At 68.5% G+C, this 13,451-nt stretch carries 10 protein-coding genes; 7 read left to right on the top strand and 3 right to left on the bottom strand.

What is annotated here, in order from left to right; genetic code table 11:
- Nucleotides 1-31 precede the first annotated feature (31 nt).
- The 6 genes from YM304_RS22170 (at nucleotide 32) to YM304_RS06980 (ending at nucleotide 7,032) form a co-directional block, all read left to right on the top strand.
- A complete protein-coding gene (locus YM304_RS22170) occupies nucleotides 32-1,552 on the top strand; it encodes an SGNH/GDSL hydrolase family protein (protein ID WP_154723343.1) in 1,521 nt (506 codons plus the stop codon).
- 77 nt (nucleotides 1,553-1,629) lie between these two features.
- Nucleotides 1,630-3,246: an ABC-F family ATP-binding cassette domain-containing protein gene (locus tag YM304_RS06965; RefSeq protein ID WP_015440949.1), complete on the top strand. Its 1,617-nt coding sequence runs from the start codon at nucleotides 1,630-1,632 to the stop codon at nucleotides 3,244-3,246.
- 74 nt (nucleotides 3,247-3,320) lie between these two features.
- Entirely contained in the window at nucleotides 3,321-3,473 is a 153-nt protein-coding gene (locus tag YM304_RS24645) for a hypothetical protein (RefSeq protein WP_015440950.1), read from the top strand.
- Between the two features lie 48 nt (nucleotides 3,474-3,521).
- The gene (locus tag YM304_RS06970; RefSeq protein ID WP_015440951.1) at nucleotides 3,522-4,427 is read left to right on the top strand and encodes a TIGR03564 family F420-dependent LLM class oxidoreductase; all 906 of its coding nucleotides are present in this window, start codon (nucleotides 3,522-3,524) and stop codon (nucleotides 4,425-4,427) included.
- On the top strand, nucleotides 4,424-5,239 hold the full coding sequence (locus YM304_RS06975) for an enoyl-CoA hydratase/isomerase family protein (RefSeq protein WP_015440952.1): 816 nt from the start codon (nucleotides 4,424-4,426) through the stop codon (nucleotides 5,237-5,239). The genes YM304_RS06970 and YM304_RS06975 overlap by 4 nt, the downstream gene beginning before the upstream one ends.
- Nucleotides 5,236-7,032 carry an alpha/beta fold hydrolase gene (locus tag YM304_RS06980; RefSeq protein ID WP_015440953.1) on the top strand — a complete coding sequence of 599 codons (1,797 nt, stop codon included), beginning with the start codon at nucleotides 5,236-5,238 and terminating at the stop codon, nucleotides 7,030-7,032. The genes YM304_RS06975 and YM304_RS06980 overlap by 4 nt, the downstream gene beginning before the upstream one ends.
- A 16-nt stretch (nucleotides 7,033-7,048) precedes the next feature.
- On the opposite strand, the gene YM304_RS06985 is transcribed toward YM304_RS06980, so the two are convergent.
- Complete coding sequence (locus YM304_RS06985) at nucleotides 7,049-8,728, bottom strand: fumarate hydratase (RefSeq protein ID WP_015440954.1); 1,680 nt, start codon at nucleotides 8,726-8,728, stop codon at nucleotides 7,049-7,051.
- Nucleotides 8,729-8,827: 99 nt separating this feature from the next.
- On the opposite strand from YM304_RS06985, the gene trhA reads away from it, so the two are divergent.
- A complete protein-coding gene (trhA, locus tag YM304_RS06990; RefSeq protein WP_041299174.1) occupies nucleotides 8,828-9,475 on the top strand; it encodes a PAQR family membrane homeostasis protein TrhA in 648 nt (215 codons plus the stop codon).
- 28 nt (nucleotides 9,476-9,503) lie between these two features.
- Here trhA and YM304_RS06995 read toward each other — a convergent pair whose 3' ends face one another.
- Nucleotides 9,504-10,823: an alpha/beta hydrolase family protein gene (locus YM304_RS06995; protein ID WP_041298087.1), complete on the bottom strand. Its 1,320-nt coding sequence runs from the start codon at nucleotides 10,821-10,823 to the stop codon at nucleotides 9,504-9,506.
- 65 nt (nucleotides 10,824-10,888) lie between these two features.
- A complete protein-coding gene (gene hrpB / locus YM304_RS07000; RefSeq protein WP_015440957.1) occupies nucleotides 10,889-13,441 on the bottom strand; it encodes an ATP-dependent helicase HrpB in 2,553 nt (850 codons plus the stop codon).
- Nucleotides 13,442-13,451: the final 10 nt, after the last annotated feature.

A 13,451-nucleotide genomic window follows, 5' to 3' on the forward strand; every position in this document is an offset into this window, starting at 1 on the left:
CGCGAGGGCCTGACGCGATTCAATGGCCAAGATGAATCGTCGGCTGCTCCTTGCTCTGGGCCTCGTGCTGGCCGCCTGCGGCAGCGACGCCGGCGCCGAGCAGGAGTCCGACACGATCTCGACGCCCACGCCGACCGTGGCCGGGGTCGGGGAACTGCCCGACACGTTGCCCACGGTGGCGCCGACATCGAGCACCACCACCGAACCACTGGTGGTCGAGACCCGCCCGTTGGAATCGGCAGACGGCTCCGAGGTCGAACTCGTCGCCGATCTCGTCGACGGCAACCGTGTCCTGGTGATCGGCGACTCGATCATGGCGTCGACCGCGACGCGATTCGGCCGCGAGATGTGCGACACCCTCAACCCCAACGGGTGGACCGTCGAGGTCGATGCCGAACCAGGTCGGTTCGTCGACTTCGGGCTGAAGGTGCTCGATCGCCGCCTGCCCGAAGGGCTCGACCCGGACCCCGACGAGGACTGGGACGCCGCCGTCGTCCACCTCGGCAGCAACTACCGGCTCGATCAGGACGAGTACCGCGAAGCGATGACGCAGATCCTGTATCAGCTCGCACCACGGCCCACGCTGCTGTTCACGGTCACCGAGTACCGCGCCCAGTGGAGCGAGGTCAACGAGGTCATCCGCGAGATGGCCGAACTGTTCGAGAACGTGACCCTCATCGACTGGGAGTTCGCTGCTCGCTCGCCGGGCGTGCTGAGCGGTGACGGACTGCACCCGGGCGACGCCGGGGAAGACGTGCTCGTCGGACTGACGTCGCTCGGACTCGGCGTGTTCGACGGACCGGATGGCGAGTGTCTCCGATCGTCGTTCACCGACGACTCCGCGATCGGTCAGGGCGGCGGAACCCCGAACGGCTCGAGTTCGAGCAGTTCCTCGTCCAGCAGTTCCTCGTCGGGCGGTTCGTCGAGCAGTTCTTCGTCGGGCGGTTCGTCGAGCAGTTCCTCGTCCGGTGGTTCGTCGAGCAGTTCGACGTCTGGCGGTTCGTCGAGCAGTGGCACCGGGGGCACCACCACGTTGCCGGGCGGGACCTCGACCACCGGGGGGACGGGCGGCACGACCGACACCACGGGCGGCGACACGACCGGCGGTGACACCGGCACCACGACCGACACCACCGGCGGCAACACGACCGGCGGCACCGACACGACCGGTACGACCGGCGGCACCGACACGACGGGCGGCACCGACACGACCGGCGGTACCGACTCGACGGGCACGACGGGTGGCACCGACACGACGGGTACGACCGGTGGCACGACGAGCGGCAGCGGCACCACCGGTGGCGGCACCGACACGGGCACCACCGGGACGACGGGGTCGACCAGCGGTTCGGGCACCACGGGCGGCACGACGGGTGCCTCCGACACCAGCACGTCGGGCTCCACCGGCGGCACGACGGGCACGACCGGAACGACGGGCGGCACGTCCAGCTCCTCCGGTACCACCGGCGGCACCACGGGTACGACCGGCACCACCGGCACGTCGGGCACCACCGGTACCACCGGCGCCGACGGCACCGGCACGACGGGCTGATCGCGAGCCCACTCGACCGGCAGCACGCTGGTCACATGTCATCATCGAACCGGCTCACGGCTTCGTAGCCTGTTGCGATGCTTCAGGCACAGGCGATCTCGGTGGAAGTGGGTGGCAAGCTCCTCGTCGAGCGCGCCAGCTTCACCGTCATGGCCCGTGACAAGGTCGGCATCGTCGGGCGAAACGGCGCCGGCAAGACGAGCCTGTTCAAGGTGCTCGGCGGCGAGAACGAGCCCGCCGCCGGACACGTGCTGCGCAAGGGCGGCTTCGGCTACCTCCCGCAGGACCCGAAGATCGACACCGCACTCGACGGTCGCACCTGCGTCACCCACATCCTCTCGGGCAAGGGCATCGACGACGAGATGATGCGCATGGAGAAGCTGCGCATCGCCATGGAGGAGAACCCCGACGAGCGCAACGTCTCGCGCTACATCAAGGCCGAGGAGATGTTCCGCACCACCGGCGGTTACTCCGCCGAGAGCGAGGCGCGGGCGATGGCCGTCGGCCTCGGACTCCCGCAAGACCGACTCGACCTGCCGCTCGAAGTCCTGTCGGGCGGCGAGCGTCGACGTGTCGAACTGTCGCGCATCCTGTTCGCCGGCACCGACGTGCTGTGTCTCGACGAACCGACCAACCACCTCGACGCCGACGCGAAGAACTGGCTGCTCCAATACATGCGCCAGTACAAGGGCGCGATGCTCGTGATCAGCCACGACCTCGACCTGCTCGACGAAGCGATCACCCGGGTCATCCACCTCGACCGTCCCGACGAGAACGCGGTCGGCGAGATCTTCGAATACAAGGGCACCTACTCGCAGTACAAGCGAGCCCGCGCCGAAGACGAAGCACGCCTCACCAAGAAGGCCGCACAGCAGTCGAAGGAGATCGCCCGGATGCAGGGCGTCGTCGACCGGTTCGGCGCCAAGGCCACCAAGGCCGCGATGGCTCACTCGATGGAGAAGAAGATCGCTCGTCTCGAGACGACGCGGGTCAACGCTCCTCGCAACCAGAAGACGTTCAACGTTCGCTTTCCGCCGCCGCCGCCATGCGGCGAGACCGTCATCACCGGCACGTCGCTGTGCAAGGGATACAACGGCCGCGCCGTGTTCGAAGACATCGACTTCGACCTCGGGCGTGGCGAACGCCTGCTCGTGCTCGGACTCAACGGCGCCGGCAAGACGAGCCTGCTGCGCATCCTCGCTGGTGAGACCGAAGCCGACCTCGGCGACTTCGAGTTCGGATACCAGGTGCAGTCGGGCTACTACGCCCAGGAGCACGACAACCTGCGGGTGAACGAGAGCCTGCTGACCAACATCCGCGACTCGGTGCCCCGAGGCGTCGAGATGGACGACTCGCACCTCCGCGGGCTGCTCGGCATGTTCGGCCTGTCGGGCGACAAGGTGTTCCAGGACTCCGGAACGCTGTCGGGCGGCGAGAAGACGAAGCTCGCGCTCGCGATGCTGATGACCGGCAAGAACAACCTGCTGCTGCTCGACGAACCGACCAACAACCTCGATCCGCCGTCACGCGAGGCGATCGCCAACGCGCTGATCGACTGGCCGGGCGCGATCATCTTCGTCAGCCACGACACCGAGTTCGTCAAAGAACTCGAACCGACGAAGGTGCTGCTGATGCCCGACGGCGACCTCGACTACTTCTCCGAAGAGTGGCTCGAGCTCGTCGAGATGGCCTGACGTCACATCGCTCGGCGGGCAAGCGTCACGTCTCGCGAATGGTACGTCTGGCGGAATCTGGGTACTCCCTCACCATGTCACTGTTCGCCATCGCCCTCCTCGTCCTGCTCGCCATCGTCGCCGTCGCCGTCCTCGGCTTCGTGCTGAAGCTGGCATTCTGGGCCGCCGTGGTCGTCGCGGTCATCGCCGGCGCCGGGTGGCTCTTCGGCCGCGCCAAGGCGATCTGACCGCCACACGAACGGTCGGGTCACCCACGGTCCGGCTACGGTCGCCGTATGCAGATCGGATACTTCGGTGGAAGAGTCAACGACGGCACGATCGACGACGTGGTCGCCGAAGCGCGCCAGGTCGAGGCCGACGGTTTCGCCTCCTACTGGGCGCCCAACATCTTCGGCCACGACGCGCTGACCGCGCTGGCCATCGTGGGCCGCGAGGTGCCGCGCATCGAGCTGGGCACCTCCGTCGTTCCGACCTACCCGCGCCACCCGTCGGCGATCGCCCAGCAGTGCCACACGGTCAACGCAGTTTCCGACGGGCGCCTCACGCTCGGCATCGGGTTGAGCCACAAGGTCGTCATCGAAGACATGCTCGGGATGAGCTACGGCAAGCCGATCCGCCACATCCGTGACTACATGAGCATCCTCGGGCCGCTGTCGCGCCTCGAAGCGACGCACTACGCGGGCGAGGACTACACGACCCATCTCTCGCTCACGGCGCCCGGCATGAAGCCGTTCGGCACCGTCATCGCAGCGCTGGGTCCGCAGATGTTGAAGGTCGCGGGCGAGATGGCCGACGGCACGCTCACGTGGTGTACCGGCCCGATCACGCTCGCCGAACACATCGTCCCGACGATCAACGCCGCAGCTGAGGCCGCCGAGCGTCCGACGCCGCGCGTCATCGCCGCACTGCCGGTCTGCGTCACCGACGACTTCGAAGCCGCCAAGGCACGGGCCGCCCAGGTGTTCGAGATCTACGGCAGCCTGCCGAGCTACCGGGCGATGCTCGACCGTGAGGGCGCAGCGGGCCCGGAAGACATCGCCATCACCGGAACCGCCGACCAAGTCGTCGACCGGATCGGCAAGCTCGCCGACATCGGCGTCACCGACTTCGCGACCGTCGAGTTCCCCGGGAACCCCGACGAAGCTGCTGCGACGCGAGACGCGATCAAGCAGCTCCTGTGACCGCGCTCTCGGTCGACACGACGCCGCGTGGCGTCGCCGTCGTCACGATCAGCAACGAGCCGGTCAACCTGATGACCGTGCCGGTGTTCCTCGAACTCGCCGATCTGGTCGACGACCTCGCGCACGACGAGGCAGTGCGGGCGGTCGTGTTCCGCTCGGCGCAGCCCGACTGGTTCATCGCTCACTTCGACGTCGAGGCGATCCTCGGGTTCCCGGCCGATCAACCCACTCCCACCGAGCTCAACACGTTCCACGCGATGTGCGAGATGTTGCGAACCATGCCGAAGCCGACGATCGCACAGATCGACGGGCGCGTGGGTGGAGGAGGCTCGGAGTTCGCGCTCAGTTGCGACATGCGGTTCGCCACGCCGTCGGCGATCCTCAACCAACCCGAGGTGGCGCTCGGCATCATTCCCGGCGGAAGCGGCACGGTCCGTCTGCCGCGGCTGATCGGCCGGAGCCGAGCCCTCGAGGCGATTCTCGGCTGTGACGACATCGACGCACGGACCGCCGCCGACTGGGGCTGGGTCAACCGGGTGTTGCCTGCCGACGAGATCACCTCGTTCGTCGACCGGCTGGCTGATCGCATCGCCGGCTTCCCGGCGCACGCCGTCGCCGAGGCCAAAGCGAGCGTGGTGCGTGCCGAGTCGGGCGTCGAGCGCGACCTCCTCGACGAAGGGGCCGCCTTCAACCGGACGTTGGGCGAGGAGCGCTCGCAGCAGGCGATGCGGCGCTTTCTCGAACTGGGCGGCCAGACCGCCGAAGGTGAGCGCCGGCTCGGCGAACTCGCCGGTGAGATCGCCGACACATGAACCGGGTCGCCCGATCGGCAGCACTGGTCGCGATCGCCGTGATCGGCGCGGCGTGCGCTGCGACGCCGGCGGTGGAGGTCGAAGAAGCAAACGCCAGCTCGGGGCCGTTACGTCCCGACGGCCAGGCGAGTTTCCCCGACACCGACACCGACACCGGAACGGCTGGGTCGCCGGCGCCAGCGACGTCGCTCGACTGGGCGTCGTGTGACGAGTACGGCATTCCGAGCTGGGCGACGGCGTCGACATCGGGCTGGGAGTGCGCACGACTCGCCGTCGAGATGGACGGCTACGCGAGCACCGACGGTCTCGCACCGGTCGAACTCGCGCTGACGCGGCATCGGGCGACCGGCGATCGACAGGGCGCCATCGTCGTCAATCCGGGCGGACCCGGAGCGGCCGGACTCCCGACCGCTTGGGGCGTGCGCCCCAGCATGCCGACCGAACTGCTGCGGGGGTTCGACATCGTCTCGTGGGACCCGCGAGGCATCGGTCAGTCGACGCCTCGCATCACGTGCGACGGTGCCGACTCGTTCGCCGACGATTTCATCGAACGGTGCGTGGAGGCGACCGGTGAGCTGAGCGCCTACCTGTCGGCGCCCTACAGCGCCGCCGACATGGAAGCGGTACGCCTCGCGCTGGGAGAGGACCGGCTGGACTATCTCGGATACAGCTACGGCTCGCTGCTCGGAGCCACCTACGCCGAGCGGTTCCCGGAGTCGGTCGGAGCGTTCGTGCTCGACGGCGTCACGAGCCCGCTCGCCGGTTCGTCGGAAGGTCCGTTCGAGGACGGGTTCGCGATGTTCGCCGACGACGGTCGACCCGCCGCGCTCGATCGACTGCTCGAGTTGTGTGATGCGACCGACCGGTGCCTCCCGGGACGCTCGGCGCCGGCGGTGCTCGACGACGTGTCGGCGCGCGTCGACGCGCTGACCACCGACGACTTCGCGGGTGAACCGACCACGGTCGACGAGGAGGACTTCCGCGTGTTCGTCGACACGAGCCTGACCTACGCAGGGGACTGGGAGCTGCTCGCGACCGCGCTCGATGACGCCGACGGCGGCGACGGTTCGGCGCTCGCCGCGCTCATCGCCGACGACGCAGCGCTCCTCGACGGCGACCAGCCGACCGACGGCCCTGATGACGACAGCCCTGAAGATGCCGGCCCTGAAGATGACGGCGCGCTGCCCGACAACTTCTCCGACGCCAACTACATGATCTACTGCGCCGACTTCGGACCGCTGATCACCCGATGGTCGTTCTGCGACGCCATGCCCGCCAACGTCGAGGCGCTCGGGCCGGTCACACCGGTCGACATCGATCGTCCGATGCTGGTGATCGGCACCGAGTACGACCCGCTCACACCCGGCAAGCATGCACCCGAGTTCGCCGCAGCGCTCGGCGAGGCGTCGCACATGATCTGGGACGGCGTCGGCCACACCGCGTTTCCGGGCTGGACCGACTGCATCGACGACGCGGTCACGGCACAGTTCGTCGGCGAGGCCGTTCCGCCCGACGGAACACGATGCACCATGGTCGAAGGCATCACCGACGACGTCGAACTCGCCGACGGTCTGTTCGGTTTCGACCGGGCCGAAGCGGTGTCGTGGCTCGAAGACGCGATCGAGTTCCACGGCCGCGTCGACGGTGAGGTGAGCTGCCTCGCGAACGGTGTGCTCGGCGCCGACGAGCCCGGTGACGATCGAGTCGACGACCGGCTCGTGTCGCACGTCGTGCTCGACGTCACGAGCGACGTCGCCGAGGTCACCCTCGCCGCCGCCGAAGCGCGCTGTTGACCGTCCGTCGGCAGGCTCAGCGGAGCTCGACGGGCATCGACGCTTCGGCGCGGACCTTGGCGTAGAAGTCGTTGCCCTTGTCGTCGACGACGACGAACGCCGGGAAGTTCTCGACCTCGATCTTCCAGATCGCCTCCATGCCGAGCTCGGGGTATTCGAGCACATCGACCTTGGTGATGTTGTCGAGCGCCAGACGGGCGGCCGGGCCGCCGATCGAGCCGAGGTAGAAGCCACCGTTCGCCTTGCACGAGTCGGTCACCTGCTGCGAGCGGTTGCCCTTGGCGAGCATCACCATGGAGCCGCCAGCGGCTTGGAACTCGGGCACGTACGAATCCATCCGGCCGGCAGTGGTCGGCCCGAACGAACCGGACGCGTAGCCCTCGGGAGTCTTCGCCGGACCGGCGTAGTAGACCGCGTGGTCCTTCCAGTACTGCGGCATCTCCTCGCCGGCGTCGAGACGCTCTTGGATCTTGGCGTGCGCGATGTCGCGCGCGACGATCATCGGGCCGGTCAACATCACCTGGGTCGTGACCGGCAGCGCCGCCAGCGTCGAGCGGATCTCGTCCATCGGCTGGTTGAGGTCGATGTGCACGGGCTCGGCGTCGAGCAGATCGCTCGCTTCGATCGCCGGAAGGAAGCGAGCCGGATCGGTCTCGAGTTGCTCGAGGAACACCCCGTCGGCGGTGATCTTGCCTTTCGCCTGGCGATCGGCCGAACACGAGACGGCCATGCCGACCGGGCACGACGCGCCGTGACGTGGGAGCCGGATGATCCGGACGTCGTGGCAGAAGTACTTGCCGCCGAACTGGGCGCCGACGCCGGTGTTCTGCGCGAGTTCGAGCACCTTTGCCTCGAGTTCGAGATCGCGGAACGCGTGGCCCGAGGGCGACCCGGTGGTGGGGAGTTCGTCGAGGTAGCGGGCCGTGGCGAGTTTGGCGGTCTCGACGGCGAGTTCGGCCGACGTACCGCCGATGACGATGCCGAGGTGATACGGCGGGCAGGCCGAGGTACCGATCGACTGGATCTTGTCGAAGATCCAGGGGAGCAGCGTGGCTTCGTTGAGCAGGGCCTTGGTCTCCTGGAACAGGAAGCTCTTGTTGGCCGAACCGCCGCCCTTGGCCATGAACAAGAACTTGTAGGCGTCGCCGTCGGTGGCGCTGATCTTGATCTCGGCGGGCAGGTTCGTTCCGGTGTTCTTCTCGGTGTACATGTCGAGCGGCGCCATCTGGGAGTAGCGCAGGTTCGACGTGTGGTACGTGTCGGCGATGCCGTACGCGATCTGCTCCTCGTCGCCGCCGCCGGTGAACACGAACTGTCCCTTCTTGCCCTTCACGATCGCCGTGCCCGTGTCTTGGCACATCGGCAGCACGCCGCCGGCCGCGATCGACGCGTTCTTCAGCAGGTCGAGCGCGACGAACCGGTCGTTGTCGGACGCTTCGGGGTCGTCGAGGATGCTGCGCAACTGCTGCAGATGCCCTGGTCGGAGATAGTGCGCGATGTCGCGCATCGCAGTGGCCGTCAGGTGGCGGATCGCCTCGGGCTCGACCTTGAGGAACGTGCCCTCGGGGGTGTCGAAGGTCGAGACGCCGTCGGTCGAGACCAGCCGGTACTCGGTCGGGTCGGGTCCGAGCGGGAACATCTCGGTGTAGTCGAAGTCGGGCGCCGTGCCCGTCGAGTTGCTGGTGTCATCGGCCATGCGTCGAGCCTACGCGGGCAGCCCTGTCAGATGAACTCCGCGCGAATGTGTCACGGCGCGGGGAACCCCGACCTGCGCCGAGCGGTACTGTTGATGGTGATGACGTCGAGTTCAGAACCCGGTGACCGCCCCGTCTGGCGGGGTCGTATGCACGCAGCAGCCTTTGCGGTGTCGATTCCCGCGGGCATCTTCCTCGTCGCCAATGCCGATCGCGCCGCGGCACGAACGCCGGCTGCGATCTACGCGGCGTCGCTGCTCATCATGTTCGGCATGTCGGCGGCCTATCACCGCCTCGCCAAGTCCGACGGCGCTCGGCGCTGGATGCAGCGGCTCGATCACGCCGGCATCTACGTGCTGATCGCGGGCACCTACGTACCGATGACGATGGTGGCGATGCCGTCGAGTTGGGGGATTCCCGTGCTCGCCGTGGTCGCCGGTGCTGCGGTCGTCGGTGTCGTGCTCAAACTGGTGGCGTTCGACCGGATCAGCTGGCTCACCTATGCGCTGTACCCGGCGATGGGCTGGGCGATCGTCATCGCCGGCCCGGTGCTGTTCGACAGCCTGACCGGCGTGCAGTTCTCGCTCGTCGTGGCCGGCGGCCTGCTGTACACGATGGGGATCCCGGTGCTCGTCCGCAAGCGACCCGATCCGTGGCCGACGGTGTTCGGCTATCACGAGATCTGGCACAGCTTCGTGGTCGTCGCTGCGGCCCTGCACTTCGCTGCGGTCGCCAGCCTCCTGGCCTGACCCGGCCCGCCAGCGCCGCTTCCCGCCGCTACTTGGCGGCGAAGATCACGTCGTCGGGGATCTCGGTGTTGTCGTCGGTCACCATCTCGCCGTCTCGGAAGATGGAGTCGAGGAACGACACGGCGAACGTGTTCGTGATGTCCTTCACCCGTTCGATCGGCATGTCGCCCTCGCTGCACCCCTCAGCGGCCGACTCCTCGATCGTGTCGAGCACGGCCTGCGTCGGGTTCTCGAGCGTCGGGAAGAACTCGAGGTAGTCGCACACGTCGGTGAAGGACTGGTGCTCGGCGGCGACGAGTTCGACGCGGTACAGCGGGCTGCTCTGCGTGAACTCGACGGCGCGGTCGACGTTCGGGCTCGGCGGGGTGGAGGTGTCGTCGGTGCCGACCATCACCAGCGTCGGCACGTCGACCTGAGCGAGTTGCTCGTCGGTGAGCAGCGACGTGTCGGGGTCGCCGCTGCCGAGAGCTGGAGCGAGCGGGATCAACGCGTCGATGCGCGGGTCGGCCTCGACGGTGCCGGCAGCGTTCGACATGCCCGATGCGACGGCGTAGGTGGCGTAGCCGCCGAGCGAGTGACCGGTGACGGCGATCTTTTCGGGATCGACCGACGCCACGAAGCCGACGGTTTCGAGGCTCTCCGGGTTGAACATCTCGTCGATGACGACCTGCACGTCGCGCGGCCGGTTGTACGCGATCGTCGCGCCGTCGTCCTGCTGTTCGAGGAACTGATCGACCGCCGTGTTGCCGGTGTGATCGGCGGCGACCACGACGTAGCCGTGGCTGGCGATCGTCTCGGTGTAGTCGGAGTGGATGTAGCGCAGGCCGCCAGAACCGTGCGTGTAGACGACCAACGGGAACGGACCGTCGGGCGAGATCTGGTCGGCGGTCGCGGCGACGGCTCGCGGCGATTCGTAGTAGTCGCCGGTGATGAACGTGTAGCGCTGCGGCTCGCCGGTCGCTCCTTCGGCGAGCGGGAAGGTCACGTCGACGGTGAGCGGGCGGTCGCGTTCGACATCGGTGATCGTGATCGTCTGGACGCCGACGGCGTACGGGCCGTCGCCGATCGGCGTGAAGGCAGCGAGTTCTTCAGCAGGGGCCTCGGTAACGGGTGGGTCGGTCGCAGGCGGGTCGGTCGCGGGTGGATCGGTCGCCGGCGGATCGGTTGCAGGCGGATCGGTCGCGGGTGGATCGGTGGCCGGCGGATCGGTGGGGGGTTGGTCGGTCGCTGGGGCCGGCTCGGTGACGGGCGCAACCGAGTCGTCGGTGGCGGGCTCGGCGCTGTCGCTTCCTGCGCATGCCGCCGAGACGACGGCGATCGAGACGAGCAGAGGAGTGAGTCGGCGCATCCGCAGATGCTGCCACGTCACCCGACACACCGGGAAGTCATGGCGAGTATCAGTGCAGAGAACGTCTAGCGATCCTTCATGCGCTTGGGCGCGGCGTTGGCGGGGTCGTCGGGCCACTGGTGCTTCGGATAGCGGCCCGCCATGTCCTTCTTCACGTCGGCCCAGGTGCCGGCCCAGAACCCGGGGAGGTCGGCGGTCACCTGGATCGGACGGTCGGCGGGGGAGAGCAGTTCGAGGCGGATGGGCTCGGTGCCAGCGAGCGGGTGCTCGGTCACCCCGAACAGATCCTGGACGCGGACCGATGCGGTCGGCTGCTCGCCGGAGTAGTCGACGGTGACGCTTCGCCCGGTCGGGAGGTCGAGCGACGTCGGAGCCACCGTGTCGAGATCGGCACCCGCGGGCCACGGCAGTTGCGAACGCAGCACCATGGCCACGTCGAGTCGGTCGAGATCGGCACGTCCGGTGGCCCCGGGCAGGTACGGAGCGAGCCAGTCGTCGACGGTCGCCACCAACGTTTCGACCGACCAGTCGGGCCACGGGTCGCCCTGCTGACGGTGGAGGAAGTCGACGCGTTGACGCAGTTGCATCGCGGCCTTCGACCAACCCAGCACGGCGAGCCCCGTGTCGCGTACGCGCTGCATCAGCGCGGCGGTCGTGTCGTCGCCGGCCATGGGGCGCCGAGTGACGCTGCCGAGTCGGATCGCGCCGAGACGCCGTTCGACGGTCTCCATCAACTCGTCGCGATCGGTGTTCCACGCGAGCGTGCGCTGCTCCTTCACCTCGTCGCCGGCTTCGGCGACGACGACGTCGGCGTCGACGGCCGCAGCCAGCCGGATGCGTGCTCGGTCGCGCCTGCCGTCGAGATCGGCGGCGACCACGAACGGCTCGTCGGCGAGCGGATCGGTGTCGGTGATGAACGCACCACTGCCGCTGCGCAACGTGAACTGGCCCGGCCGTCGCCTGCCGGCGAGGCGATCGGGAAACGCGAGCAGGAGCAGTTCGCCGCATCGGTCGTGGTCGACCCGGCGCCGATCGAAGGCGATGCCGACCCGGCGTGCCAGCTCTTCCGAACGGTCGCGCAACCGGTGCACGGCGCCACGGTCGGCTCGGTCGTGCCCGGCGGCACCCGAGACCACCGCGACGCGCAACGCGAGATCGACCGGCAGTTCGTCGGGGCGACCGCGGAAGATGTCTCGTTCGTCGATCAACGATGCGATCACGCAGGCGAGCGGCGACTTGTCGATGGCCACCATGCGGGCGAGTCGCGGGTGCACCGGCAGGTTCAACATCTCTCGACCGAGCGAGGTGAGCGACCCGGAGGCGTCGAGCGCGCGGAGGTCGGTCAGGAGTTCGCGGGCCTGGCGCATCGCCGCGCGCGGCGGTTCGTCGATGAAGACGAGGTCGCCGGTCGGTCGTTCCGGGTCGTTGCCGACACCCCACGACGCCAGTTCGAGCGCGAACCCCGCGAGATCGGCCTGCATGATCTCGGGAGTGCGGTGCTTCGGGCGTGTGCCGTGTTCGAGCTTGCTCCACAGCCGATAGGCCGCCCCGGGCTCGGTGCGGCCGGCTCGCCCCGCTCGTTGCTCCGCCGAGGCGCGACTCGTGGCGACGGTCGTGAGCCTCGTCATGCCGGTGCCGGCGTCGAAGCGAGGCTCGCGTGCGAGGCCGGCGTCGACCACGATCTTCACGCCGGCGACGGTGAGCGAGGTCTCGGCGATGTCGGTGCTGAGCACCACGCGCCGACTCCCCGAGGGCGAGGGTTCGAGCGCGGCGTCCTGCTCGCTCTGCGACAGGGCTCCGGCGAGCGGATGCACCGCGATCCCCGGCCCGAGCGATTCTCGCAGCAGGCGTTCGACCCGACGGATCTCACCGATCCCCGGCAGGAACACCAACACGTCGCCGTCGTGCTCGCCGAGTGCCTGCATCACCGCAGCAGCGACCTGCGGTTCGATGCGGTCGTTCTGCGACCGTTGCGGCGCGCGGCCCTTGCGGCCGCCACCGCGTGGCGCCTGTGCCTTCGTGCGCGACGCGGTGCCGATCCAGTTCATCTCGATCTCGAACGTGCGGCCCTCGCTCGTGATGATCGGGGCATCGAGCGCTCGCACCAGGCCCTCGGTGTCGGGCGTTGCCGACATGGCCAAGAGGCGCAGGTCGGGTCGGATCGAGTTGGCGACGTCGAGCGCCAACGCCAGCCCGATGTCGGTCGGCAGGTTCCGTTCGTGGACCTCGTCGAACACGATCGCCCCCACGCCGGGGAGTTCGGGGTCGCGCTGCAGGCGGCGGGTGAGAATGCCTTCGGTCACGACCTCGATGCGGGTGTCTCGGCCGATCTTGCGCTCGTCGCGCGTCTGATAGCCGACCAGGTCACCGACGCGGGTTCCGGTGATCGACGCCATGCGCTGAGCCGCCGCTCGTGTGGCGAGGCGACGCGGTTCGAGCATGACGATGCGTTGGTCGCCCAGCCACGGTGCGTCGAGCAGCGCGATGGGCACGACGGTGGTCTTGCCGGCGCCGGGCGGCGCGACCAGGATCGCTCGCCGTTGCTCGACGAGCGCCGCCTCGACGGCGGGAATGGCCTCGACGACCGGGAGGTCGGGAAGCGGGTGGCGCCGAGCCATCGGCTCGCCG

It is taken from the genome of Ilumatobacter coccineus YM16-304 (genome assembly GCF_000348785.1).
Taxonomy (GTDB): Bacteria; Actinomycetota; Acidimicrobiia; order Acidimicrobiales; family Ilumatobacteraceae; genus Ilumatobacter_A; species Ilumatobacter_A coccineus.

What these genes read in the sequence shown, in the direction of transcription:
- trhA (WP_041299174.1), top strand. Translation starts at nt 8,828, where the DNA reads ATGACGTCGAGTTCAGAACCCGGTGACCGCCCCGTCTGGCGGGGTCGT.
- YM304_RS22170 (WP_154723343.1), top strand. Translation starts at nt 32, where the DNA reads ATGAATCGTCGGCTGCTCCTTGCTCTGGGCCTCGTGCTGGCCGCCTGC.
- YM304_RS06970 (WP_015440951.1), top strand. Translation starts at nt 3,522, where the DNA reads ATGCAGATCGGATACTTCGGTGGAAGAGTCAACGACGGCACGATCGAC.
- YM304_RS06995 (WP_041298087.1), bottom strand. Translation starts at nt 10,823, where the DNA reads ATGCGCCGACTCACTCCTCTGCTCGTCTCGATCGCCGTCGTCTCGGCG.
- YM304_RS06985 (WP_015440954.1), bottom strand. Translation starts at nt 8,728, where the DNA reads ATGGCCGATGACACCAGCAACTCGACGGGCACGGCGCCCGACTTCGAC.
- hrpB (WP_015440957.1), bottom strand. Translation starts at nt 13,441, where the DNA reads ATGGCTCGGCGCCACCCGCTTCCCGACCTCCCGGTCGTCGAGGCCATT.
- YM304_RS24645 (WP_015440950.1), top strand. Translation starts at nt 3,321, where the DNA reads ATGTCACTGTTCGCCATCGCCCTCCTCGTCCTGCTCGCCATCGTCGCC.
- YM304_RS06980 (WP_015440953.1), top strand. Translation starts at nt 5,236, where the DNA reads ATGAACCGGGTCGCCCGATCGGCAGCACTGGTCGCGATCGCCGTGATC.
- YM304_RS06965 (WP_015440949.1), top strand. Translation starts at nt 1,630, where the DNA reads ATGCTTCAGGCACAGGCGATCTCGGTGGAAGTGGGTGGCAAGCTCCTC.